The organism is Streptomyces sp. bgisy027 (genome assembly GCF_057710365.1).
Window position 1 is genome coordinate 14744 of sequence record NZ_JBYIVZ010000052.1, and the last position, 24660, is coordinate 39403.

Below are 24660 nucleotides of genomic sequence, written 5' to 3' on the forward strand. Positions count from 1 at the left end.
GGGTTCTCAGCCGCAGCAGTCCGGGTCCAGCCCCGCGGGCAGACGGTCCCCGCCGAACACGGCGCAGGTCGCCTCGTGCCCGCCGAGCGCCGCGACGGCCAGCAGCAGGGAACCGGCGGTCCAGGTCGTGAGTTCGCGGGGCCAGACGGCCGCGTCCTCGAAGACGTACCCGGTCCAGTACAGCCCGCTCTCGGCATCCCGCAGATGCTGGATCGACTGCAGGATGTCCAGCGCCCGGTCGGACTCGCCCATCGCCCACAGGGCCAGGGCGAGTTCGGCCGACTCGCCGCCCGTCACCCACGGGTTCGGTACGACGCACCGGACCCCGAGTCCGGGCACGACGAAACGCTCCCAGCCCTCCTCCACACGGGACTTGGCCTCGGTGCCCGTCAGCGCGCCGCCCAGCACGGGGTAGTACCAGTCCATGGAGTAGCGGTCCTTGTCCAGGAACCGCTCCGGGTGCCGGCGTATCGCGTGCCGCAGCGCGCCCGCGGCCAACTCCCAGTCCGGTTGCGGCTCTTCACGCTGCTCGGCGATGGCCAGGGCGCACCGCAGGGCGTGGTGGATCGAGGAGGAACCGGTGAGCAGCGCGTCCGGGTTCGCCGTGCCGTCCTCGTCGCGCCGCCAGCCGATCTGCCCGCCGGGCTGCTGGAGTTGCAGGACGAACTCGACGGCGGCGTAGACGGACGGCCACATGCGGTCGAGGAAGGTGTCGTCGCCGGTGGAGAGGTAGTGATGCCACACGCCCACCGCGATGTAGGCGACGAAGTTGGTCTCGCGCCCGGTGTCGGTGACGTCGTCGAAGGCGCCGTCCGCGTAGGCCGCGTACCAGGACCCGTCGTCGTTCTGATGGGTCGCCAGCCAGGTGTACGCCCGCTCGGCCGCCGTGTGTTCGCCGGCGGTGTCCAGCGCCATCGCGGCCTCGACGTGGTCCCAGGGGTCGAGGTGGTGCCCGCGGAACCACGGGATCGCCCCGTCCTCCCGCTGTACCGCGAGGATGCCGGCCACGGTCGCCGCGGCCTCCTCGGCGGTGAGGACCCCGGGCAGGACGAGGTGTTCTGTCCGGGGGGTGGTCACTGGGCGGCCGCCTCGGAGGTCTCGGACAGCCGCGGCAGGTGCGGCTTGGTCGCGTACGCCACGAAGCTCTTGCCGATCAACGGGTTCAGCGCCTGCTCGGCGACCCGGGTGGCCAGCGGCTTCTTCATGATGTCCCAGACCAGCAGCTTGTGGTACGCCCGCACCGGCAGGGCCTTGTCGTTGTCGACGCCGAACGCGCACTTCAGCCACCAGTACGGCGAGTGCAGCGCGTGGGCGTGGTGGGTGCCGTACGGCTTGAGGCCCGCCCCGCGTATCTTCGCGAGCAGTTCGTCCGCCTTGTAGATGCGGATGTGGCCGCCCTCGACCTCGTGGTACTCGTCGGACAGCGCCCAGCACACCTTCTCGGGGCCGTAGCGCGGGACGGTGATGGCGATCCGGCCGCCCGGCTTGAGCACCCGCACCATCTCGGCGAGGACGCCCTTGTCGTCGGGGATGTGCTCCATGACCTCGGAGATGATCACGACGTCGAAGGACTCGTCGGGGAAGGGCAGCGCGAGCGCGTCGCCCTCCATCGCCGTGGCGGTGGCGCCCTCGGGGGCCTCCCCCGCCTCCTTCATCGCCGCGAACCACTTCGCGACCTCGCGGATCTCCTCACCGTTCTGGTCCAGGGCCACGACCTGGGCGCCGCGCCGGTAGCACTCGAACGCGTGCCGCCCCGCCCCGCAGCCGAGGTCCAGGACGCGGTCGCCCGGGGCGAGCGGGAACCGGGAGAAGTCGACGGTCAGCACGAGGCCCTGCCTTCGGGGTTGGATGCGGCGAGTTGCTTGGTGGCGAAGTCCTGCGGGGCCGTGGAGCGGCCCGGTGTCGTGCTCGCGGTGGGTGTCCCGCCGTCCGGCCGCTTCCGGGAGCCGGCGATCGCCTCGCGGTACCGGGCCACCGTCCCCTCGGCGGCCCGCGCCCAGGTGAAGTGGCGCAGCACCCGCTCACGTCCGGCGGAGCCGAGTCGGGCCCGCAGTTCCGACTCGCCCAGCAGTCGGCTCAACCCGGCGGCCAGTGCACCGGCGTCGCCCGGCGGCACCGCCAGACAGGTCTCGCCGTCGCGTCCGGCGACCTCGGGAATCGCCCCGCCGGTCGTGGCGACGAGCGGCGTCCCGGTGGCCATGGCCTCGGCGGCGGGCAGGGAGAAGCCCTCGTACAGCGAGGGCACGCAGGCGACCTCGGCCGAGCGGACCAGGTCGACGAGTTCGGCGTCGGAGATGCCCTTGACGAACTCGACGGCGCCTTCGAGGCCGTAGCGCTCGACGGCCTGCGCGACCGGTCCCTCGGTGGGCCGTTTGCCGACGACGACGAGGTGGGCGTCGGGGTGCTCGGTGCGGACCTTGGCGAGCGCCTCGACGAGGAAGACCAGGCCCTTGAGCGGGACGTCGGCGCTGGAGGTCGTGACGATGCGGCCGGGGATCCGCCGGACCGAGGGATCCGGCGAGAAAAGGTCGGTGTCGGCGCCGATGTGCACCACGTGGACGCGGTCCTGGGCGACGCCGAGGTGGTCGACGATCTCCTGGCGCGACGTGCCGGAGACGGTGAGGACGGACGGCAGGCGGCGCGCCACGCGCTTCTGCATCCGGGTGAAGGCGTACCAGCGCCGCACCGACATCCGCCGGCGCCACCCGTCCGCCGCGTCCAGCTCCAACTGGCGGTCCACGGTGATGGGGTGGTGGATGGTGGTGACGAGGGGCGCGCCGACGTCGCCCAACAGGCCGTATCCCAGGGTCTGGTTGTCGTGCACGACGTCGAAGTCACCGCTGCGGGCGCGCAGCAGGCGGCGGGCACGGAGCGAGAAGGTGAGCGGCTCGGGGAAGCCGCCGGTCCACATCGTCCCCACTTCCAGCGCGTCGATCCAGTCGCGGTACTCGTCGCGTCCGGGTGTGCGGAAGGGGTCGGGCTGGCGGTAGAGGTCGAGGCTGGGGAGCTCGGTGAGGGTCAGCCGGCCGGCGTACTCCGCGCCCTCGTCGAGGACGGGGTAGGGCTGGGAGCCGATGACCTCGACGCGGTGGCCGAGGCGGGCCAGCTCGCGGGAGAGGTGACGTACGTAGACGCCCTGGCCGCCGCAGAACGGGTTCCCTTTATAGGTGAGAAGCGCGATGCCGAGCGGTCGCTCGCCGTCGGCGGCAAGGTCCTCGGGGGACCCGGCCTCCCTGGCCCCAGCGGTCACTCCGGACCCCCTTCTCCCTGCACTGTCCCGCGAGATTACGCCGGGACGCTAATCTAGAACAAGTTTCAGACTTGATCGTTCAAGAGGCTCTGAATCTACCGGCAGGTAGCGCCGCTGTGAGCGATGGATCAGGTGATTCACGCCACGGCCGAGGCCCTGGCATGCTCTGTCCGGTCACTCACCCTCACCGACTGTCACGGAACGGGATCCATGCCTGCGGAAGCCAGTAGCGCGAGCCCCTCCTCACCGCCTCTCACCGAGCGGCAGGAGGCCCGTCGCCGACGCATCCTGCACGCCAGCGCGCAGCTCGCCAGCCGGGGCGGCTTCGACGCCGTCCAGATGCGCGAGGTCGCGGAGTCCTCGCAGGTGGCGCTCGGCACGCTGTACCGCTACTTCCCGTCCAAGGTGCATCTGCTGGTCGCCACGATGCAGGACCAGTTGGAGCACATGCACGGCACGCTCCGGAAGAAGCCGCCGCAGGGCGCGACCGCCGCCGAGCGGGTCGCGGAGACCCTGATGCGGGCGTTCCGCGCCCTGCAGCGCGAGCCGCATCTGGCCGACGCGATGGTCCGTGCGCTGACCTTCGCCGACCGCAGCGTCTCGCCCGAGGTCGACCAGGTCTCCCGCCAGACGACGGTGATCATCCTGGACGCGATGGGTCTGGAGAACCCGACGCCCGAGCAGCTCTCCGCCGTCCGGGTCATCGAGCACACCTGGCACTCGGCCCTGATCACCTGGCTGTCCGGCCGCGCCTCGATCGCCCAGGTGAAGATCGACATCGAGACGGTGTGCCGCTTGATCGACCTGACGAGCCCGGAAGGGCGCTGACGAGCCCCGGTGGCACGAGCAGGACCTGCGCGAGGGCGGGGCCCCGCCGCGGCGCGAGAAGGACCTACGAGACGGGTTCCCTTCGCCGGCATGGTCCGGATCAGGTGATGGGGGTCGCCTTCCGGCCGTACGCCGCGTACGGCCTTCCGGCCTCTCAGCCCGACCGTCGACGTCGGCACCGGCGGAAACCCTGTGTCTCTCGCCAGAGTCGGCTACTCCGGTCGGACTCCCTCACTCGCCTCGTAGGCCGACTTCCAGAATAGAACGAATGCCCGGAAATGAACCCCCCGAAAGGGAAAATTTCTGGCGCTATTCCTCGGGCGGGAACACCGGCTCGCCGCTCCCGAGCAGCGTGATCACGATCGCCTCGACGGGGCAGCTCTCCGCCGCCGCCAGGATCTGCTCGTGCGCGTCGGTCTCCGGGTCGGCCGGGTGGGACTGGCGGCCGGTGTCGAGGCGGAAGGCGTCGGGGGCGTGGTGGACGCACTGGGCCGAGCCGATGCACACCGACCGGTCGACCTCGACGTGCCAGCGGTCACCCATCCCCTACGCCTCCCAGCCGGCCGGGAGGTGGATCATCTTGTGCTCCAGGTACTCGCCGAAGCCCTCGGGCCCGAACTCCCGCCCCAGTCCGGAGTTCTTGTAGCCGCCGAACGGGCCCAGCATGTCCAGGCTGAAGGTGTTCACCGAGTACGTCCCGGTACGGACCTGCCGCGCGATCTCGATCCCGTGCCCGGTGTCGGCGGTCCAGACGCTGCCGCTGAGGCCGTAGTCGGAGTCGTTGGCGATCTTCACGGCCTCGGACTCGTCGCCGTAGGGAAGGAGGCAGATCACCGGCCCGAAGATCTCCTCACGGGCGATCCGCATGGAGTTCTCGACGTCCCCGAAGAGCGTCGGCTCGACGTACCAGCCCTTGTCCCGCCCCGCCGGGCGCCCGCCGCCGACCAGGATCTTCGCGCCTTCCTCCTGCCCGATGCGGATGTAGTCGAGGTTGCGGCGCTGCTGCCGCTGAGCGACCAGCGGGCCCACCTGGGTCGCCGGGTCGAGCGGGTCGCCGACCACCAGCGCGCCGGCCGCCGCGGCGAAGGCCTCGGCGAACTCGTCGTAGCGGGAGCGCGGGAGCAGGATGCGGGTCTGGGCGACGCACGCCTGGCCGTTGTTCATCCAGGCCGCCGGCACGACACCGGCGACGGTCGCCTCGACGTCCGCGTCCGGCAGGACGACGGCCGCCGACTTGCCGCCCAGCTCCAGCGTCACACGGGTGAGATTGCGGGCCGCGACCTCCATGACGCGCTTGCCGGCGGCCACCGAGCCGGTGAAGGAGACCTTGTCGATCGAGGGGTGCCCGACGAGATACTCACTCACCTCACGGTCCGCAGGCAGGATCGACAGAACCCCCTCCGGCAGCCCGGCGTCCTTCGCGATCTCGGCGAGGAGACAGGCGTCGAGCGGCGACTCGGGCGACGGCTTGAGGACGACCGTGCAGCCGGTGAGCAGCGCCGGTGCGAGCTTGGCGGCGGCGACGAACTGCGGGACGTTCCAGGGGACCACGGCCGCCACGACCCCGACCGGCTCGCGTCGCACGAGGATCTTGCCGAGCACCCCGTCGCGCGTCTCCTCGTAGGTGAAGTTCCGCGCGACCGTGATCGCCGCGTCCCAGACCATCATCGCGCCAAGCGCCTGGGCGAGGACGCTCCAGGAGTACGGGGAGCCGTTCTCGGAGGAGATGACCCGCGCGATCTCCTCGTGCCGAACGGCGATCCCGTCCTTGATGCGGGTGACGACCTCGATCCGCTCGTCGAGGCTCATCCGTGGCCAGGGCCCCTCGTCGAACGCCTTGCGGGCCACGGCGACGGCCCGGTCGACGTCGGCCGGGGAGGCGTGCGGCACGCGTCCGATGACCTCCTCCGTGTGCGGCGAGATCACCTCGATGACGTCCTTGCCCAGGGGGTCGGTCAACTCCCCGCCGATGAACAGCTGTCCGTGTTCCACGAGCTCGGTCATGGCCGACTGCCTCTCCGGAGCGCGACTCTGACGATCCATCAGATCTACGCACTGATACCAGTTCCGTCCGGAGTAGTCCACGGACCGCACGTAGATGACTCGGGCTCCCATCGGAACCTGTTCTAGTTATAGTGATCCGGTCGGCCGGAACGTGTCGCGGCGATTGGGGAACCCATGGCGCAGATGTACGACCACGGCGGCGGCGTGAAGTCGATCCGGGTCCCCATCCCCGACAACCCTCTCGGCCACACCCTGGTGTACGTCGTCGACACCGACCGGGGCCCGGTGCTCGTCGACACCGGCTGGGACGACCCGACGTCCTGGGACACCCTCACCGAGGGCCTCCGGGCGTGCGGCACCGCGCCCGGCGCGATCCACGGTGTGGTGATCACCCATCACCACCCCGACCACCACGGCCTGTCGGGCAGGGTGCGCGAGGCCTCGGGCGCCTGGATCGCGATGCACGCGGCGGACGCGGCGATCGTACGGCGCACCCGCACGACCCGCCCCGACCGCTGGTTCACCTACATGGCGGCCAAACTCACGGCGGTCGGCGCCCCCGAGGACCACGTGGCCCCGCTGCGCACGGCCCGCCGCCCCGGCACGATGCCCGGCTTCACCCCGGCCGACCCCGACCGCGAGATCGTCCCCGGCGAACTCCTCGACCTTCCCGGCCGCCGCCTGCGCGCGATCTGGACGCCGGGCCACACCCCCGGCCACGTCTGCCTCCACCTGGAGGAGGACCACCCCGCCCGACTCCGCGGCCACGGCCGCCTCTTCTCCGGCGACCACCTGCTCCCCGGGATCACCCCGCACATCGGCCTGTACGAGGACCCCGACGACCATGGGGGTCCCCCCGCGCGAGGGCATTCGAGCGTGGCGGACGTCACGGACCCGCTGGGCGACTACCTGGCCTCCCTGGAACGCGTCGCCGCCCTGACCCCGGCGGAGGTACTCCCGGCCCACCAGCACACCTTCACCGACGCACCCGCCCGTGTCGGCGAGTTGCTCACCCACCACGAGGACCGCCTCACCGGCCTCCTGACCCTCCTCGCCACTCCCCTCACCCCCTGGCAACTCGCCGAACGCATGGAGTGGAACCGCCCCTGGGCCCAGATCCCGTACCCCTCCCGCAACATCGCGATCGCGGAGGCCGAGGCGCATCTGAGGCGGCTGGTGAAGCTGGGGAGGGCGGAGGCGGTGGCGGGGAGTAAGCCGGTGGCTTATGTGGCGGTGTGAGAACAGAAGGTCTGCCGGGTACCAGGACCGCTGTGCTCATGTCGCACAGCAGTGCTCTTACCTGCGCTCACAAGGCCGTTCTCCTCGAACGGGGTTGGCCGGAGGTCGTCTTGTCATGGGCCTTGCGCGAATGCAGCATGAAGGTGTCGAGTTGCCGACGCCGCTGCCGGAATACCCAGTACGGGACGCGACACAATTGCGGGTTCTAGGTGCTCCGGGGCGCATCACCCGAGGGGAACTGTCATGCACAGCGACGTAGAGAACCGCGCCGCCGCACGCGCAGTGGGTGAAGCCCCTCATGCCGCGGGCAAGGCAGACCACCCCAGTCGCGAGCAGCTCACGAAACTGAGTCTCCGAAGTGAGTCGGTCGTCATGCGCGCCACGTCGATCGGCGACAACGCCTCCGCAGGATTCAACTCCCACATCTGAAACGGAGCGGAACGACGTGCCGGCGCCAATGGCAGCACGGCCCTTCCGGCAGTTCGTAGTGAAGGTTCACAGTCGGTGCGACCTGGCCTGTGACCACTGTTATGTCTACAAACACGCAGATCAGAGCTGGCGCCGCCGTCCCCGGGTAATGGCGCCGCACGTCGTCAGGGCCACCGCCGAGCGCATCGCCGAGCACGCCCGGGCGCACCGGCTCAAGCGGGTCACCGTCGTGTTGCACGGCGGGGAACCATTGCTCGCCGGTCCCGAACGACTGGCTGCCCTGGCACGCGAACTGCGCCGTTCGCTGGACGGCATCACGGTGCTCGACCTCCGTATGCAGACCAACGGACTGCTCCTCGACGACGAATTCTGCGCGCTCCTGGTACGTGAGCGCATCCACGCGGGCGTCTCCCTGGACGGAGACAGGGTCTCCCACGACCGTCACCGGGTGCGGGCCGACGGGTCCGGGAGCTACGACGACACGGTGCGGGCACTTCGACTGCTCGGACAGCCCGCCCACCGTCCGGCGTTCGCGGGCCTGTTGTGCACCGTGGACGTGAACAACGACCCGGACGACGTCTATGACGCGTTGGCCGAAGTACGGCCTCCGCGCGTGGACTTCCTCCTTCCCCATGCAACATGGGACCACCCGCCGGCCCGACCGCGCGGCGGCACGGACTATGCGGACTGGCTGATCACCTCGTACGAGCGGTGGAACGCGGACGGCCGGCCGTTCAGCGTCCGCCTGTTCGAGTCGGTGGAGGCCGCGGCGGCGGGCGAACCCGGCTTCACCGAGGCCCTCGGGCTCGGGAGTCCCGACCTCCTGGTGATAGAGACGGACGGGGCGATCGAACAGGCCGACTGGCTCAAGACGGTGGCCGAGGGCGCCCCGGAGACCGGCTATCACGTCCTGGTCAACAGCTTCGACGAGGCCGCTCGACACACCGGCTTCCAGGCCCGGAGCCTGGGCCTGGACGGGCTGTCCGCGCAGTGCCGGGCATGCCCGGTGGTGAACATCTGCGGCGGCGGTCTCTACGGGCACCGGTTCAGAACCGGTGCCGGATTCGTCAACCCCTCCGTGTATTGCGCCGACTTGCTCAAGCTCATCCAGCACATACAGTCGACCGCCCCCAAGACACAACGACACTCCGTGCCCTCGGCCGACATCGGCGCGCTCACCGGCGGCGGTGCGCTGGAGCACGCGGCCGTACTGCGGCTGTCGGAAGCACAGCTGGACTTGCGCCGCGCGATGCTGGCCTATCTTCTCCGCGCCGGCGTCGGCTCGGAGGACACCTGGCAAGCCTTGCTGGAGTTGGACGGCCCAGACCTGGACGTCGTACTCGCGGACCCCGCGGTTCATGCCTGGGCGGTGGCGGCATGCTCCTCCGACGCACACGGACAGGCGGTACCGGACACCCAACTCCTCGAAGGGCTGGCTCTGGCGACAGCCGTCCGCGCACGGTGTCGTCTGGAGCTCACGGTTCGAGTCGGCGCGGATGGCGTCGTGCCTCTGCCGTCGGTCGGCCGACTGCGTCTGCTACCCGCCCGCGGGTCCCTCGTGGCCGGAGACAGAGTCCGGTTGGGCACGAACAGCGGGCGCGTGTGGCGGGCCGACGGCGGCACGGCGAGCTGGGAACCCGTGCAACGCCTGTCGAGCGAGGGGTTGGAGGTGAGACTGCAGCGAAACGATTCCCGCACGACGGACACCGGCACTCCGGCCGGCCTCACAGCGACTTGGCGAGGGTCTCTGGCAGCTGCTTGGGGCGCTCTTGCCCGTCGGCACCCACACCAAGCCGCCGCGCTGGCGGCCGGGGTGAACACGCTGGTGCTGCTCGACAGCGCTCCGTCGGAGGACGCCTCCCGCCCGCCTTTCGGCGCTCTGGCGCTGGCGCCGACCGACACCGAGCAGGACCTCGTCGCGGCCATGCTCCGAGAGTGGCAATACGCGAAGTTCGCAGCCCTCCGCGACCTGCTCGACCTGGGCGGCACAGGCCAGGAGGCGGCACTGCGACGGGCATACGCCCGACTGGCCGTGGCCCGAGCATGGCACGCCCGTCAGGGACGGGCCGCCCGGGCCGAGACGGAACTCTGGGGGAAGCAGACCCTCGCCGCGCTGGACGCCTTCGCGGCAGAGACGGACGCCCCCACCTCAGCCGGCCTCCGCATGGCAACAGACATCAGGACAGCCGCTCACTCGCTGATGACCGGCCCATGACGACGCCGTACACGGGTCCCGGGCTGGCCGACGACCTACAGGCACTCGGACTGCGGTCGGGCGACATCGTCCTGGTGCATTCCTCGCTGCGCCGCATCGGCCGTACCGAACACGGAGCGGCGACGGTCGTCGAAGGCTTGCGAGCCGTCATCGGCCCTGCGGGCACCGTCGTCGTGCCGACGTTCACGGCGGCCAACTCGCTGTCCTCCTCCACCTACCGCAGACAAATCCAGGGCATGACTCAGTCGGAGATCGCCGCGTTCCGGGACACGATGCCCGGGTTCGACGCGGCCACCACGCCCAGCGATGGCATGGGAGCGGTCGCCGAGTGGGTGCGCCGTACGCCGGGGGCGCGGCGCAGTACTCACCCCCAGACGTCGCTGGCCGCGTCGGGCCCACTTGCCGCTGCCCTGACTCGGGACCACCCGCTCACCTGTCACCTCGGGGAGTCCTCTCCGCTGGGACGCCTCTATAGGCTCGACGCCCGCATCTTGTTGCTGGGCGTGGGCTTCGAGTCGTGCACGGCCTTTCACCTCGGCGAATACCGATTGCCCGACCCTCCCCTGCGGCGCTACGACTGTGTGGTCGCCCACGGACGGCAGGCGGGCGGGGAACCAGGGCGGCAATGGCTGTCCTTCGAGGATGTGGCCTTGGACGACGGGGACTTCGCATACCTTGGGGCCTGGCTGGAGCACCGACGCTCGGACACTGGGGCGCACATCGTGCGGTGCGGTCGAGTGGGCGGAGGAATTGCCCGGCTCCTCCCTATGGCTCATTCGGTGGACTTGGCTGTGGAATGGTTCAAGGAACACCGCACGGCTGGAGGGGGCAGCGCAGGTGACCGAATCCCACTTATCGGGCCGCCCGGCTGACAGCCAGGATCTGTACTTTTTCCATAGCTACGCGCAGGTGCCCGGCGCCGCCGGCCTGCGTGCGCCGGACGAGCGGCAGGAGGCATTCCATCAACTGCTGTGCCAGTTCGTCCTGCAACTGACCACGCACGACGGAGAAACTCCGATCGGCTTCCTCGACAAGCGCATGCCCCTGGGCGGCGAGTGGGAGAAGCACCTGAAGGAGGCGCTGGCGACCTGCCGGGTCTTCATGCCGGTGTATTCGCCTCGCTATTTCGCCAGTGACTGGTGCGGGGTCGAGTTCGACGGCTTCCTCCGACGGCAGGCCGAGCACCACCGCAGTGAGCGCTACACCGTCAGCGCGATCCTCCCGGTGCTGTGGACGTCTCCCGGCAGGATCGTGATGCCCGAGGTCGTCGAGGCGTTCCAGTGGTACAACCTCGATCTCGGAGACGACTACCGGCGCATGGGGCTGCTGGGTCTGATGGAGGCGGGCAAGTGGCGCGTCTACCGGCGAACCGTGTGGCGGCTCGCCGAGCGGATCGTCGACGTCGCCACGGCGGCCCGGCTCAAATCCTGCGACGTCAAGCTGTTCGACGATCTGAGCAACGTTTTCGCGCCACGTACTCAGGGGGACTCATGACGGACTCGACTCCGGTCTTCTTCCTCAGCTACGCCCGCACGCCGGGTCCTCAGGGGGCCGCCGCCGACCAGCCGGTCTTCTCCTTCTTCGAGGAACTCGGTGAGCAGGTGGCCCGCCTTACCGGCGTGCCCGCGGAGCAGGCCGGTCACGTGGACCGTCCCGACACCGCGTCCCATGGATGGCTCTCGAAGCTGACAGCCAGCAGTGTCTTCGTCCCGCTGTACGCGCCGCGCTACTTCACCGATCCGCTCTGCGGGCGCCAATGGACGGCTTTCAAGCGACGCGTCGGCCCCGACTACGGCCGGGCCGTGGTCCCCGTCCTGTGGATCCCGCACCGGCAGGGCACCACGCTGCCGATGGCCGTCCTGGACATCCCTCCCCATCTGCCGCGCGAGGGCGGGGCCGAGGAACAGCACGCCCAGGACCGCTACGCCGAGTCCGGCCTCTTCCAGCTCATGGAGATGGAGGAAGACGACCAGCGCGCCTACCGCGCGGTCCTGGGACGGCTGGCGCAGCGCATCACGCGGGCGTGGGAGGACACTCCTCCGCGACCCGTCAGCATCGAGCGGCTGACTGATCGGCGTGGCCTGGTGGACGCGTTCGCGGCCCAACCGTCGAAGCCAACCCTGCAGATCACGGTCGTCGCGCCGACCGCCAGCCGACTCCCGCCGGGGCGTGAGGCAGCCCCCTACGGACCGGATACCGAGTCATGGCGGCCCTATCGCACAGCGCACGGAACGCTGACCCAGCAGGCCTTCGCTCTCGCCCGCAATCTCGGATTCGAGCCGGAGCTGGTCCCCATCGAGAAGGCCTACGAGAGCATTGCCCACGAAGGCTCCGCGCGAGAACCCGCCAGGCCCATCGCTCCCTCAGTCCTCGTGGTCGACGCGTGGGTGTTGGGCGATCTCCGGATCGCTGAGCAGGTACAGCACATCGTCCGGGCCAACCGGCCCTGGCTGGCGGTGATGGCAGTGCTGGCCGAGGACGACCCACAGACCCAGCGCGACGAGGCGCGGCTGCAGTCACTGCTGGAGACGACTCTGTCCCGGCACCGGCATCTACGGGAGATGCCCCGCACCGCTCGCGGTACCGCCGCACGAGGCATCCGGAAGGCCGATGCCTTCGGCGGGCTATTCGCGGAGTTGGCGAAAAGCTGCTATTTGCGGTATCTCGATTCCATCCAGGATGTTTCCCCGCGCCAGTCGTCCGATCCGGCGCGGAGTCACGGGGTTCGGAGGCCAACCAGTGACTGACGAGAACGGCGCAGGTGAAGTGGCGGGGATGCGTACTTCGGGTCCGGAGGAAACGACCCGAGGAAAGGTCATCACCTTCTATTCGTACAAGGGCGGCACCGGCCGCACCATGTCCCTCGCCAACACCGCCTGGATCCTGGCATCGGGGGGCAAGCGGGTACTGGTCGTCGACTGGGACCTGGACGCACCCGGCCTCGACCGCTTTCTGCACCCCTTCCTCGACCAGGACCGGTTACGGACCGCGCAAGGCATCATCGACCTCTTCCTGCACTTCAACCAGACGGTGATGGAACAGCGCAGGCAGCCTGAGACACACGCACAGGACGAGTGGGAGACCGCCGAAGCGGCCTGGGTGGCCACACAGGCCCACTTCAATCACTGCGTCATCCCGATCGACTGGGCATTCCCCAACGGCGGCCGGCTGGATTACGTCTCGCCCGGCACGCAGAACAAGGAGTACCTGTCGGCGTACTCGCAGTTCGACTGGATGCGCTTCCTGGACCACACCTGGCACGGACCCGTCTTCGTCGAAGCCCTGAAGCAGGAACTCACCCAGAACTACGACTACGTCCTGATCGACAGCCGCACCGGCCTGAGCGACGTCTCCGACGTGTGCACGGTGCTGCTGCCGGACGCCCTGGTCGTCGCCTTCACCCCAAGCAGCCAGGGAATGGACGGCGCACAGGCCGTGGCGCAGAAGATCGACAGCCTCTACGGATATCGCGGGATCCGTATCATCCCGGTCCCCATGCGCGTGGAGGACGCGAACGGCGAGGCCGACCGGCTGGAGGCGGCGCGGGAGCAGATGCGGGCGAAATTCGCCGACATCGTGCGCCGCCACTGTGCCTGGGACGCCCAGGAGTACTGGGGCAAGGTCGAGATCCCGTACCGGCCCTTCTATGCCTACGAGGAACTACTGGCCCCCTTCAGGGACGCTCCCGGCAGCCCTACCTCCATGCTCGCCGCGTGCGAGCGGCTGACGGAAGTCATCTCCGGCGGCGACGTCACTGCGTTCCCCCGTTTGGACGACGCGGAGCGCAAGCGGGTCCTCGCGCTGTACAAGCGGCCCAGGCCACTGCAGAACACCGACATCCATGTCAGCTTTGTACCAGAGGATCGCACCTGGGCCGACTGGATCGAGTTCACGCTCAAGTCCGTGGGTTTCCAGGTGCATCTGGTGTCCAACGGTACGACTCATCCGTCCGAACGCTCCGCCCCTGGTCCGACAGGGAAGTCGGCCACCCGAACTCTCGCGGTCCTGTCCCACGCCTACCGGGACTCCGCGGAAGCACGAGCGGCATGGGAGACGACCGACGCCGTCGACGGTCTGGGCAATCGGCGCACCCTGGTGACCGTGCGCGTGGACGACGTACGGATGAGCCCTCCGTTCTCCGATCGCGCCGCCGCCGATCTGGCCCGTTGCGGTCCCCATGAGGAGGCGGCGAGACAGGCGCTGCTGAATGCCGTGGAGGCCCCGACACAGCCGCTGTTCAGCCCGGCCGCCGCAAGCGACAGAGGCCCGCGTTTCCCCGGGGCCGAGCCCTTCGTGTTCTCCTTGCCGATCCGCAACCCGTCCTTCACCGGACGCGAGGAGTTGCTCGGACACCTGCGCGATCGGCTGCGGGCCGGTAACGGCACGGTGCTTCTGCGCGGCATGGGTGGCGTGGGCAAGACGATGCTGGCCCTGGAGTTCGCCCACCGCTTCAAGAGCGACTACGACGTCGTCTGGCACATCCAGGCCGATCAGCGAAACCTCGCAGTGGAGCAGTTCGCGGGGCTGGCAGGCCATCTGGAGGTTTCCGAGCGCAAGAACCCGACGGCGACGGCGGCCGCGGTCAAGGATGCGCTGCGTCTGGGTCGGCCCTACAGCCGCTGGCTACTGATCCTCGACAATGTCGAGCACGTGAACGATCTGTCCGATCTGCTGGTGAGCAGCAAGGCAGGCCACGTCCTGATCACCAGTCAGCGCTCCGAGGGCTGGGAACGGTACGCGGAGATCGCCGATGTCGGTGTGTTCGAGCGCGAGGAGAGCGTCGCGCACCTCAAGCGCAGGCTCACCGAGTGCAGCACCGAGGAGGCCGACGAAGTGGCTTCGGCCCTCGGCGATCTGCCGCTGGCCGTCGAGCACGCGGCCGCAGTGCTCAAGGAGAGCGGCCTTCAGACCCAGGAGTACGTCAAACTGCTCGAGCGCCAGCCCGCCGCCGACACGGCCGGTCTGAGCCCTGACGACCGGCTCCTCGACGTCTCCAAGACCTGGAGCGTGGCCATCGGGCAGCTCAACAAGAACTTCCCGCCGGCGGTTCAACTCCTCAAACTGGCCGCCTGGTTCAGCCCCGAGCCGATCTCCATGGATCTGCTGCAGAGCACGCAGATCGCACAGTCCCTCACCGGTCAGGACAGCCCACGCGATCAGGAGTTCCGGCCGCGCGCCTTCGACAGCACGGAAATGATCGCGCGCGCGTTCCAGGAGCTGAGTCGACTCTCGCTCGCGACGGTGGACCGCAAGTCACGCAGTCTCCGCGTGCACCGCCTGGTGCAGATGTCGGTGCGCCTGAACATGACGGAGGAAGATCAGGAGGCCACGCGGGACGTCGTCTTCCGCACCTTGGTGGCCGCCCGTCCCGAACAGGACGACCCCGAGGACCACAACACCTGGGAGCGCTACCGCATCATCTGGCCTCACCTGGGAACTTCTTGGGCCCTGACAGCACCCGACTACGGCATCCGGAAGCTGATCGTGGACCGAGTTCGCCAGTTGCGCCGCCGCGGCGAGCTGAAGCAGGCGTACGACCTGAGCACGCGCGTGCATCAGGGCTGGCTCGAACACAGCGGACCCGACGAACGCTGGGTGCTGCACATGGGCTTCCAGATCGCCAACATCCTTCGTGCCCAGGGCAGATACCAAGAGGCCCTGGAGCTGGACATGGACGTACTGCACCGCCAGGAAGCGGCCTTGGACAGCCCGCACGACCTCCACATCCTCATGACGTCCGGCGGTGTGGCTGCCGACCTGCGCGGTCTGGGCCGCTACAGCGAGGCACTGGAACGCGACCGGCTCAACCACGAGCAGTTCCTGGAGTTGTTCGGCGAAGACCATCCGCGCAGCCTCATGGCCGCCAACAATTACGCGGTATGCCTACGGGTGTTGGGGCAGTACACGGACGCTCTGCGGCTGGACCGCAAGACTATGGAGACTCGCAACAAGATCCTCGGCCCGGAACATGCCTACACCCGGGCATCAACCATCAGTTACGCCCGCGATCTGCTCGACTGCGGCGACTACGCCGGATCCGAGCTTCCGTTGCGGCGCACCTACGACCAATGCCTCTCCCATCAGCAGTTCGGCCCGTCCGCTCCCACCACCATCAACGCGGGCAAAGCGCTGTCGGGTGCCCTGCACCAGATGGGCCGGGCCCAGGAAGCGGAAGACCTGACACGCACGGTGCTGTCCAACCTTCCCTCCGAGGAAGGGTCGGCCTCGCCCAACCGGTTGCTGCTCCACCTGGGCCTGGCCGGGATCCTGGGCGCGCAGGGTCGTACCGAAGAGGCCGTCGAGCTGGCCCGCCGGGTCCTGGACGACTGCCGTCGGTTCTTCCAAGACCAACACCCCTACACAGCAGCCTGCTACGCGAACCTGGCCGTGCTGCTCTACACGGCCAACGAGGCGGCTTCCTCACTGGCACACGCCGAGCAAGCCGCAAGGGTTTTCGCGGCAATCTTCGACGACGACCACCCGTTCACCCTGATGTGCCGGGTGAACCTGGCCAATGCCCAGGCCGCACTGGGGCAGCGTGGACGGGCCCGCGCTACCTACGAGGAGGTACTGGACCGGCTTCGCGATGTCCTCAACGACGACCAGCACCCCGCCCCACTGGTCTGCGCGGCCAACCTCGCGGTGGTCCTGAACGAGTTGGGAGAGAGCGAGGCGGCCGACCGGCTGCGTGAGGAAGTGCTGGGCGCGATCACTGCGCGACTCGGGGCCGATCATCCCCGCGCTCTGGCCCTGCGCGATTGGAGTCGGTCGGGCTGGGAGTTCGACCCGCACCCGATCTGATCTGCGATGTGCTCGCCCACGTCGGCGAGCACATCGCAACGAACCACTTTCGCGGGCGCGGACGGGCTGCCGGCACCCGCTACACGGCGGCCCCGAAGCGCTCGCGAGCACGGTCACGTAGCCAAGCGAGTATTTCCGGTACGGCCGGCAGCGCGGCGAAGTGAGCCGCCCCCGGCTTCAGCACGGCAGTCGCTGAGGGAATGCGTTCGGCAAGCCATCGGAAGTGGCCGACGGGCGAGAAGGTGTCGTGCTCACCGTGCCACAGCAGCAGCGGGACTTCGACGATCTTGCCTGGCTCGAAGCCCCAGTCCAGCCGGAAGGACAGCACGTCGTCGAGCCACCCGAACGAGGAACGCACCACACTGGTCTCGTAGTTGGCGAGGAGTAGGCCTCGGATCCCACCATGTCCCACCACGGCCTTGTCTGCCGTGGGCATCTCCGGAGTGAGTAACCCCAGCAGTGATTCCGGCTTGTCACGAATGGCATCCGCATTGCTGGCCAGGTTGGCCTTGAGCCTTTCCAAGCACTCCTCGGAACCATCGCGGAGAGCCGCCCGGGCGGCCTTGTAGGCGATGACGTTGGACGGGGCCATCCCCTCGAACCAGTCGAGCCCATCTGCATCGGGGGGAGCGATGCTGACCAGAACGGCAGCACTGGCGACCCTGTCCGGAAGCAGCGCCGCACACGCCAACGCATGCGGCCCGCCGCCGGAACGGCCGAGCACGGAGAACGGTCCAAGATTCAGCTGGTCTGCGATGGCCGCCACATCCGCGGCGGCGTGACGCACGGCGCGGCCTTTTAACCGCTGCGACTCCCCGTACCCCGGCCGGTCATAGGAGATGAGCCGGATGCCGAGTTTGTAGAGAACGCTGGTCCGTGGACGCGGCCCCACCCTGCTGCCCGGAGTGCCATGCAGCAAGAACACCGGGTGGCCCTTCGGGTCCCCCGACGTCTCGAAGAAGAGCAGCCTCTTGCCGTCGCCGCTCTCGACACTTCCCAACACCAGGTGTGCCTCCCGTCGCCAGCGCCGCGGCCGCCCGGAGCAGGACCCGGAGAATCAGCATCCCGCCCGTCAGAGCGCCAGTCGACACACAAACCAGCCGTCATTCGCGACGGACCAAGGGTTTTCCGTAAGACGCAATGCCACGGGGTGACGGTTGCGCGTCCCGAAGGGCCGCTCGCACCGACCAAACGGTAGAGGATTCCCACCCTCCGGCAGGTCATTCCAGCCACACCGATAGCCATTCGGCGCAAAATCCATGTTTGGTTTGACACTTCTGTGATCGCAACGCCCCAGGGCGGCGATCACGCGACCCGAGGGCAGTACCCACATGATGGGGCCACCCGACCCGTCTCGCATCCTGACGTCGGCCGATACCGAACTGTCCGCGAGGAAGGGCCGACGCCGCGGCCGGGATCATGCACACGCCCATCACGAAGCTCGGCAACCCCCTGCAACATCCATGGGCGAAATCCAGCCGAACCGGCCACCCCCGTCCTCCCTCGACACCGGCCCGCCTCCGCCGCCCACAGCCCCCTCTCAGCCCCGGCCTACCCCCGGGTAGAGTGTCGCCGTCGTCATCACACCCGTACGTGGGAAAGCCGGTGCAAATCCGGCGCTGACCCGCAACCGTGAACCGGTCGTCGTCGAAGGCCGGTGAGCCGGATCGCCGCGTACGGGAAGTGACCGGCTCACGCGCCCCGGCAGTCCGCCGGAGTGCGGCACCGTCGAGGTATACGGAGCCGAGCCGCCGGGGGTCTCCCCTGCGCTGCCCGGTTCCCCTTAGGGAAGGGCACCCGCCGATCATGTACGTCCGTCGCAGCGCCGCGGTCCTGGCCGCCGCCGTCGTGATCGGCGCGGCCGCGCCGGCCATAGCCGCCGACTCCTCCCCGTCCGCGTCACCGTCCCCCGCCGGCTCGCCGTCCCCCTCCGCGCCCGCGAAGCCGACGTACCCCGCCGAGCTGTACGGCACCACCGACCCCACCTACGACGGCGTCTGGCGGCAGTCCCTCGCGATGCTCGCGCAGGACACCGTCGGGGTGCAGCCCGCCGAGGGGGCCGTGGACTGGCTGCTCACGCAGCAGTGCGCGAACGGGGCCTTCGCGCCCTACCGTGCCGACGCCGCCGCCGACTGCGATGCCAAGACCCTCGTCGACACCAACAACACGGCCGCCGCCGTCCAGGCGCTCGTCGCGCTCGGCGGGCACGACGCCGCCGCCTCCAAGGCCGTGACCTGGCTGAAGTCCGTCCAGAACAAGGACGGCGGCTGGGGTTACCTGCCGGGCGGGGCCAGCGACACCAACTCGACGTCCGTGGTGATCGGCGCGCTCGCGGCCGCCGGTGAGAAGCCGGCGGACGTCCGCAAGGACGGGAAGACGGCCTACGACGCGCTCGACAAGCTCGTCCTGCCGTGCAAGGGCGACGGCGCAGGCGCCTTCGCCTTCCAGCCCGACAAGAACGGCAAGCTGCTCGCCAACGCCGACGCCACCGCGGCCGGCGTCCTCGGCTCCCTCGGCAAGGGCCTCGTCGTGAGCCCCGGCAAGGACGCGCCGGCCACGCGATGCGTGAGCGACGGTCTCCCGGCCTCGCAGCAGGCCGCCGTCAACGGCGCCGCCTACCTCACCGACGCCCTCGCCAAGGACGGCCACCTCACGTCCGCCCTCCCGGGCGCCGAGGACCAGCCCGACTACGGCAACACCGCCGACGCGGTCGTGGCGCTGGCCGCCCTTTCCGGTGCCGATGCCGCCGAGAAGCCGCTGCGCTGGCTGGAGCGGAACTCCGCGAAGTGGGCGAAGCAGAGCGGCCCGGCTGCCTACGCCCAGCTGATCCTCGCCGCCCACGCCACCGGCACCGACCCCCGCGACTTCGGCGGCGCCGACCTGGTGAAGCAGCTCAACGCCACGGGCCCCGCGCCGCAGGCCGCCACAAAGGCCGCGGACAAGGACGCCGAGAAGGACGAGAAGGGCGACAGTCCCTTCGGTGTCTGGTGGTACGTCGGCATCTTCCTCGTCGTCGGCGTCGGCATCGGCTTCCTGCTGAGCGGCCGCAAGAAGGGCCCCCAGGCGTGATCCGCCGCTTGCTCGCCCCGCTCCTGGCCGCGCTGGTCCTGCTGACCGGCGCGGCCCAGGGCGCGCAGGCGGCCGGCTACCGCTACTGGTCCTTCTGGGAGCGCCAGGGCGACACCTGGATCTACGCCACCCAGGGCCCCTCCCTCGCCCGCCCCTCCGACGGTGACGTCCAGGGCTTCCGATTCGCCGTGAGCGAGGACTCGAAGGACGCGACGCAGCCCAGGGGTGCGGCCGAGTTCGCGGTGATCTGCGCCAGGACGCCCGCCGAGGACGGCAGGAAGCGGGTCGCCCTGATCATCGACTTCGGTACGGCGGCCGACGCCCCGTCCGGCGAGACGCCCCCTGCCCGCCGCACCGCGTGCGCCCGGGTGGCTCCCGACGCGACGACCGCCGAGGCCCTGGCGGCCGTCGCCAAGCCCCTGCGCTACGACACCAACGCCCTGCTGTGCGCGATCACCGGGTATCCGCGGAAGGGCTGCGGCGATCAGGTGTCGGGCGGCGGCCGGGAGACCGGGAAGCCGACCGCGGCCGGGCAGACCGCCACCGCGGCCGAGGACGACTCGGACGGCGGGCTCTCGCTGGGCCTGGTCGCGGGCGCCGCCGTGGTCGTGGTGCTGGGGGCGGCGGCGGTCTGGCAGGCACGGCGGCGCGGGGATGGCTAGCCGAGCGGAGCTTCGCGATGCCTAGCCGTGCGGAGCCGCCCAGGGGTGCGCAGACGCGGCGGGCGGCCCGGCCGGTGCCGTCCGCCGCCGCCCTTCGCCCGAACCACCGCGCCCCTCTCCACCCCGGCGCCTGGTGGCTCTGGGCCCTCGCCCTCGGTACCGCCGCCACCCGCACCACCAACCCCCTCCTGCTCGCCCTCCTCATCGCGACCTCCGCCTACGTCGTGGCGACCTGCCGCCCGAACGCCCCCTGGGCCCGCTCCTACTCCGTCTTCTTCAAGCTGGCCCTGGCCGTCCTCCTCATCCGCCTCGTCTTCGCCGTGGCCCTCGGCTCCCCGCTCCCCGGCACCCACGTGATCGTCGCCCTCCCCGAGATCCCCCTCCCCGACTGGGCGCAGGGGATCCGCCTGGGCGGCAAGGTCACCGTCGAGACCGTGCTCATCGCCCTCTACGACGGCCTGCGCCTGGCGACGCTCCTCATCTGCGTGGGCGCGGCGAACTCCCTCGCCAACCCCACCCGCCTGCTCAAGTCCCTGCCCGGCGCGCTCTACGAGATCGGCGTGGCGGTCGTCGTCGCCCTCACCTACGCCCCCAACCTCATCGCCGACGTCCAGCGGCTGCGCGCCGCCCGCCGGCTGCGCGGCCGGCCCGACAGCGGTGTCCGGGGCCTCCTCCAGGTGGCGCTGCCTGTCCTGGAGGGGGCGTTGGAGCGGTCGGTCGCGCTCGCCGCCGCGATGGACGCGCGCGGCTACGGCCGTACCGCCGACGTCCCGCCCCGCGTCCGCCGTACGACGACCGCGCTCACCCTCGGCGGCCTGCTGGGCGTCTGCGCCGGGACGTACGGGCTCCTCACCGCCGAAGGCGGCACCTACGGCCTCCCGGTCCTCCTCGCCGGAGTCGTCGCCGCCCTCGCGGGCCTGCGCCTGGGCAGTCGGCGTTCCCCGCGCACCCGTTACCGCCCCGACCGCTGGGACACCCACGCCTGGCTGGTCGCCGGTTCCGGCGCGGCGGTCGCCGCCCTGCTGACCCTGGCCGCACACCGTGCCCCGGAAGCCCTGAATCCCGGCGTGATCCCCCTCGTCGCCCCCGCCCTCCCCCTGTGGCCCGCGGCAGCGGTCCTCCTCGGCCTCCTCCCGGCCTTCGTCAGCCCCACGCCCCGCACTCCCGCCGCCCCCAAGGAGCCGTCGTGATCCGCTTCGAGAACGTCTCCGTGACGTACGACGGCGCCGCCGAACCCACCGTCCGTGGCGTGGACTTCGCGGTCCCGGAGGGCGAACTGGTGCTGCTCGCCGGCCCGTCCGGGGTCGGCAAGTCCACCGTGCTCGGCGCGGTGAGCGGGCTCGTGCCGCATTTCACCGGCGGCACCCTGCGCGGCCGCGTGACCGTGGCCGGCCGCGACACCCGTACGCACAAGCCGCGTGAACTCGCCGACGTGGTCGGCACGGTGGGCCAGGATCCCCTGTCCCACTTCGTCACGGACACGGTCGAGGACGAGCTCGCCTACGGCATGGAGTCACTCGGCCTGGCCCCGGCCGTGATGCGCCGCCGCGTCGAGGAGACCCTGGACCTGCTCGGCCTCGCCGATCTGCGCGACCGTTCCATCGCCACCCTCTCCGGCGGCCAGCAGCAGCGCGTGGCGATCGGCTCGGTCCTCACCCCGCACCCGAGCGTCCTGGTCCTGGACGAGCCGACGTCGGCCCTGGACCCGGCCGCCGCGGAAGAGGTCCTGGCAGTCCTCCAACGCCTGGTCCACGACCTCGGCACGACGGTCCTGATGGCCGAGCACCGCCTGGAACGCGTCGTGCAGTACGCCGACCAGATCGCCCTCCTGCCCTCCCCCGGCACGCCCCCGGTTCTGGGCACCCCGCCGGAGATCATGGCCGTCTCCCCCGTCTACCCGCCGGTCGTCGCCCTGGGCCGCCTGGCCGGCTGGAGCCCGCTTCCCCTGACGGTCCGAGACGCCCGCAGAAGGGCAGCAGACCTACGGCAACAGCTCGAGCAACGGCACACCAACGCCGCTCAAGACCGCTGGGAACCGGTCGAGGAACGGCACACCAACGCCGCTCAAGACCGCCGGAAACCGGTCGAGGAACGGCACACCAACGCCGCTCAGGGGCGCGGGGAACTGCGCGACCAGCCACACCAGACCCGCAGCCGCCGACGACCCGCACCCCCCATCCCATCGGCCGCCCCCACCCCCCACCGCTGGTTCCGCCGCAAACAGACCCCCACCGCCCCGGCATCTCCATCTCCCCATGCCGCCGAGGTACAGGCACTCGCCGTGACCCGCGACCGGATCCGCGCCCTGCGCCACGTCGACCTCACCGTCACCCGCGGAGAGACCGTCGCCCTCATGGGCCGCAACGGCGCCGGTAAATCCACCCTGCTCAACACCCTCGTCGGCCTGGTGGAACCCACCACCGGCTCGGTCTCCGTAGGCGGCTCCGTCCCCCACCGCACCCCACCCCGAGACCTGGTCCGCCGCGTCGGACTCGTCCCGCAGGAACCCCGCGACCTCCTCTACGCCGACACGGTCGCCGCCGAGTGCGCGGCCGCCGACGCCGACGCCGGCGCCAGCCCCGGCACCTGCCGCATCCTCGTCTCGGAGCTCCTCCCGGGCATCACAGACGACACCCACCCCCGCGACCTCTCCGAGGGCCAGCGCCTGACGCTCGCCCTGGCCGTCGTCCTGACCGCCCGCCCTCCGCTGCTCCTCCTCGACGAGCCGACCCGCGGCCTGGACTACGCGGCGAAGGCCCGCCTGGTGTCCCTGCTGCGCGACCTCGCCGACCAGGGCCACGCGATCGTGCTGGCCACCCACGACGTGGAGCTCGCCGCCGAGCTCGCGGACCGGGTCGTCCTGCTGGCCGAGGGCGAGGTGATCGCCGACGGCCCGACCGCGGACGTCGTCGTCTCCTCCCCCTCCTTCGCACCGCAGGTCACCAAGATCCTCGCCCCTCAGGAGTGGCTCACGGTCACACAGGTACGGGAGGCCCTGGCATGACCGACACGAAGAGCGCCCGGCGCCGGACGCGCCCTGTTCACCTCGGCCCCCGCTCCGTCGCCGCCCTCGCCCTCGTCAGCGCGGTGGGTGTCGCCGCCCTGATGTGGCCCTTCCTCGCACCGCCCGAGTCGGCCGTCATCGCGCACAGCGAGGACGCCCCCTGGTTCTTCGCCTGCCTGCTCGTGCTGCTCGTCGCGGTGGTGGGGGCGACGATCTCGGAGTCGGGGCTCGGGCCGAAGGCGGTCGCGATGCTCGGGGTGCTGGCCGCGACGGGAGCCGCGCTGCGGCCGATCGGCGCCGGCACCGCCGGTCTGGAGCCGATGTTCTTCCTCATGGTGCTGAGCGGCCGCGTCCTCGGCCCCGGCTTCGGGTTCGTGCTGGGCTCGGTCACGATGTTCGCCTCGGCGCTGCTCACGGGCGGGGTGGGCCCGTGGATGCCGTTCCAGATGCTCGCGATGGGCTGGTTCACCATGGGGGCCGGGCTGCTGCCGGACCGCGACCGGCTGCGCGGCCGGAGCGAACTGCTGCTCCTGTGCGCGTACGGCCTCCCGGCGGCCTTCGCCTATGGCACCGTCACGAATCTGGCGGGCTGGACCTTCATGAAGGGGCAGGCCTCGTCCATCGCGTTCTCCCCGGACGCCTCCGTGTCCCTCAACCTGGCCCGCTTCGTCGCGTACTGCCTGGCCACCTCCCTGGGCTGGGACCTGGGCCGGGCCGTCACCACCGTCGTACTGACCCTGCTCCTCGGGCCGGTGATCCTCCGGGCCCTGCGCCGGGCCACTCGGCGGGCCGCTTTCGAGAGCCCCGTCACGTTCGACGCACCCGCACGGTGAGGGCCCCCGTGCGGACCGTCACACACGCGGTGAACCACCCCACATGACCCACGTCACCTACGATCCGCCTTAGTCGGACAAATCGGATGTCATGTACGCGCCCGCGACACCTCTGACCTGCACATAGAGAGCCACGTCACACAGGCCACCCGACCCCCGCATACGACCACAACTAGCAAAAGGGCTCATTGCGGACACACTCCCGGCCTGTTTCTCTGGATGACGTCGCACGGCGCCGACGTGCCCTCAGGGCCGCGGCGCCGACGCATGCCACCGCCGTGCATCGCATCGCCCGGCTCCGGCACGCACCCGACGCCCTGTCCCCG

General features: G+C 70.3%; 18 protein-coding genes and 1 riboswitch. Of the genes, 12 read left to right on the top strand and 6 right to left on the bottom strand.

Annotated features, from left to right (window positions below; all coding sequences use genetic code 11):
* Positions 1 to 6: 6 nt before the first annotated feature.
* From AC3ETA_RS37795 to AC3ETA_RS37805, 3 genes are read right to left on the bottom strand one after another with little or no spacing between them, the layout of a single operon-like run.
* The gene (locus AC3ETA_RS37795; protein WP_432197415.1) at positions 7 to 1077 is read right to left on the bottom strand and encodes a prenyltransferase/squalene oxidase repeat-containing protein; all 1071 of its coding nucleotides are present in this window, start codon (positions 1075 to 1077) and stop codon (positions 7 to 9) included.
* Entirely contained in the window at positions 1074 to 1826 is a 753-nt protein-coding gene (locus AC3ETA_RS37800; protein ID WP_432197416.1) for a class I SAM-dependent methyltransferase, read from the bottom strand. Before AC3ETA_RS37800 ends, AC3ETA_RS37795 begins: the two co-directional genes overlap by 4 nt.
* On the bottom strand, positions 1820 to 3250 hold the full coding sequence (locus tag AC3ETA_RS37805; protein ID WP_432197417.1) for a glycosyltransferase family 4 protein: 1431 nt from the start codon (positions 3248 to 3250) through the stop codon (positions 1820 to 1822). The genes AC3ETA_RS37800 and AC3ETA_RS37805 overlap by 7 nt, the downstream gene beginning before the upstream one ends.
* 210 nt (positions 3251 to 3460) lie before the next feature.
* Here AC3ETA_RS37805 and AC3ETA_RS37810 point away from each other — a divergent pair, with 210 nt between their 5' ends.
* Positions 3461 to 4078, top strand: a complete 618-nt coding sequence (locus AC3ETA_RS37810) for a TetR family transcriptional regulator (protein ID WP_432197418.1) — start codon at positions 3461 to 3463, stop codon at positions 4076 to 4078.
* Between the two features lie 309 nt (positions 4079 to 4387).
* Here the strand turns inward: AC3ETA_RS37810 and AC3ETA_RS37815 are convergent, their stop codons facing one another.
* Both AC3ETA_RS37815 and AC3ETA_RS37820 read right to left on the bottom strand, forming a co-directional pair.
* Entirely contained in the window at positions 4388 to 4621 is a 234-nt protein-coding gene (locus AC3ETA_RS37815; protein ID WP_432197419.1) for a ferredoxin, read from the bottom strand.
* A gap of 3 nt (positions 4622 to 4624) precedes the next feature.
* On the bottom strand, positions 4625 to 6082 hold the full coding sequence (locus AC3ETA_RS37820; protein ID WP_432197420.1) for an aldehyde dehydrogenase: 1458 nt from the start codon (positions 6080 to 6082) through the stop codon (positions 4625 to 4627).
* 174 nt (positions 6083 to 6256) lie between these two features.
* Here AC3ETA_RS37820 and AC3ETA_RS37825 point away from each other — a divergent pair, with 174 nt between their 5' ends.
* The 6 genes from AC3ETA_RS37825 to fxsT all read left to right on the top strand — a co-directional run bounded on the left by AC3ETA_RS37825 (position 6257) and on the right by fxsT (position 16766).
* A complete protein-coding gene (locus AC3ETA_RS37825; protein WP_432197421.1) occupies positions 6257 to 7321 on the top strand; it encodes a Strvi_7410 family MBL fold metallo-hydrolase in 1065 nt (354 codons plus the stop codon).
* 457 nt (positions 7322 to 7778) lie between these two features.
* The gene (locus AC3ETA_RS37830) at positions 7779 to 9965 is read left to right on the top strand and encodes an FxsB family cyclophane-forming radical SAM/SPASM peptide maturase (RefSeq protein WP_432197422.1); all 2187 of its coding nucleotides are present in this window, start codon (positions 7779 to 7781) and stop codon (positions 9963 to 9965) included.
* Positions 9962 to 10837, top strand: a complete 876-nt coding sequence (locus AC3ETA_RS37835; RefSeq protein ID WP_432197423.1) for an AAC(3) family N-acetyltransferase — start codon at positions 9962 to 9964, stop codon at positions 10835 to 10837. Before AC3ETA_RS37830 ends, AC3ETA_RS37835 begins: the two co-directional genes overlap by 4 nt.
* Positions 10803 to 11459, top strand: a complete 657-nt coding sequence (locus tag AC3ETA_RS37840) for a TIR-like protein FxsC (RefSeq protein WP_432197424.1) — start codon at positions 10803 to 10805, stop codon at positions 11457 to 11459. Before AC3ETA_RS37835 ends, AC3ETA_RS37840 begins: the two co-directional genes overlap by 35 nt.
* Positions 11456 to 12712, top strand: a complete 1257-nt coding sequence (locus AC3ETA_RS37845) for a TIR-like protein FxsC (protein ID WP_432197425.1) — start codon at positions 11456 to 11458, stop codon at positions 12710 to 12712. The genes AC3ETA_RS37840 and AC3ETA_RS37845 overlap by 4 nt, the downstream gene beginning before the upstream one ends.
* Positions 12713 to 12740: 28 nt before the next feature.
* Complete coding sequence (gene fxsT / locus AC3ETA_RS37850; RefSeq protein ID WP_432197426.1) at positions 12741 to 16766, top strand: FxSxx-COOH system tetratricopeptide repeat protein; 4026 nt, start codon at positions 12741 to 12743, stop codon at positions 16764 to 16766.
* A gap of 79 nt (positions 16767 to 16845) precedes the next feature.
* Here fxsT and AC3ETA_RS37855 read toward each other — a convergent pair whose 3' ends face one another.
* The gene (locus AC3ETA_RS37855) at positions 16846 to 17769 is read right to left on the bottom strand and encodes an alpha/beta fold hydrolase (protein WP_432197427.1); all 924 of its coding nucleotides are present in this window, start codon (positions 17767 to 17769) and stop codon (positions 16846 to 16848) included.
* 583 nt (positions 17770 to 18352) lie between these two features.
* Positions 18353 to 18447, top strand: a riboswitch (adenosylcobalamin-variant (AdoCbl-variant) riboswitch).
* Positions 18448 to 18572: 125 nt separating this feature from the next.
* On the opposite strand from AC3ETA_RS37855, the gene AC3ETA_RS37860 reads away from it, so the two are divergent.
* From AC3ETA_RS37860 to AC3ETA_RS37880, 5 genes are read left to right on the top strand one after another with little or no spacing between them, the layout of a single operon-like run.
* On the top strand, positions 18573 to 19835 hold the full coding sequence (locus AC3ETA_RS37860; protein ID WP_432197428.1) for an SCO2321 family membrane protein: 1263 nt from the start codon (positions 18573 to 18575) through the stop codon (positions 19833 to 19835).
* Positions 19832 to 20497, top strand: coding sequence for an SCO2322 family protein (locus AC3ETA_RS37865; RefSeq protein WP_432197429.1), 666 nt, complete (start codon positions 19832 to 19834; stop codon positions 20495 to 20497). Before AC3ETA_RS37860 ends, AC3ETA_RS37865 begins: the two co-directional genes overlap by 4 nt.
* A 17-nt stretch (positions 20498 to 20514) precedes the next feature.
* Complete coding sequence (locus AC3ETA_RS37870) at positions 20515 to 21687, top strand: energy-coupling factor transporter transmembrane component T (RefSeq protein WP_432197430.1); 1173 nt, start codon at positions 20515 to 20517, stop codon at positions 21685 to 21687.
* Positions 21684 to 23501, top strand: coding sequence for an ABC transporter ATP-binding protein (locus AC3ETA_RS37875; protein WP_432197431.1), 1818 nt, complete (start codon positions 21684 to 21686; stop codon positions 23499 to 23501). The genes AC3ETA_RS37870 and AC3ETA_RS37875 overlap by 4 nt, the downstream gene beginning before the upstream one ends.
* Positions 23498 to 24334, top strand: coding sequence for an ECF transporter S component (locus AC3ETA_RS37880; RefSeq protein WP_432197432.1), 837 nt, complete (start codon positions 23498 to 23500; stop codon positions 24332 to 24334). The genes AC3ETA_RS37875 and AC3ETA_RS37880 overlap by 4 nt, the downstream gene beginning before the upstream one ends.
* Positions 24335 to 24660: the final 326 nt, after the last annotated feature.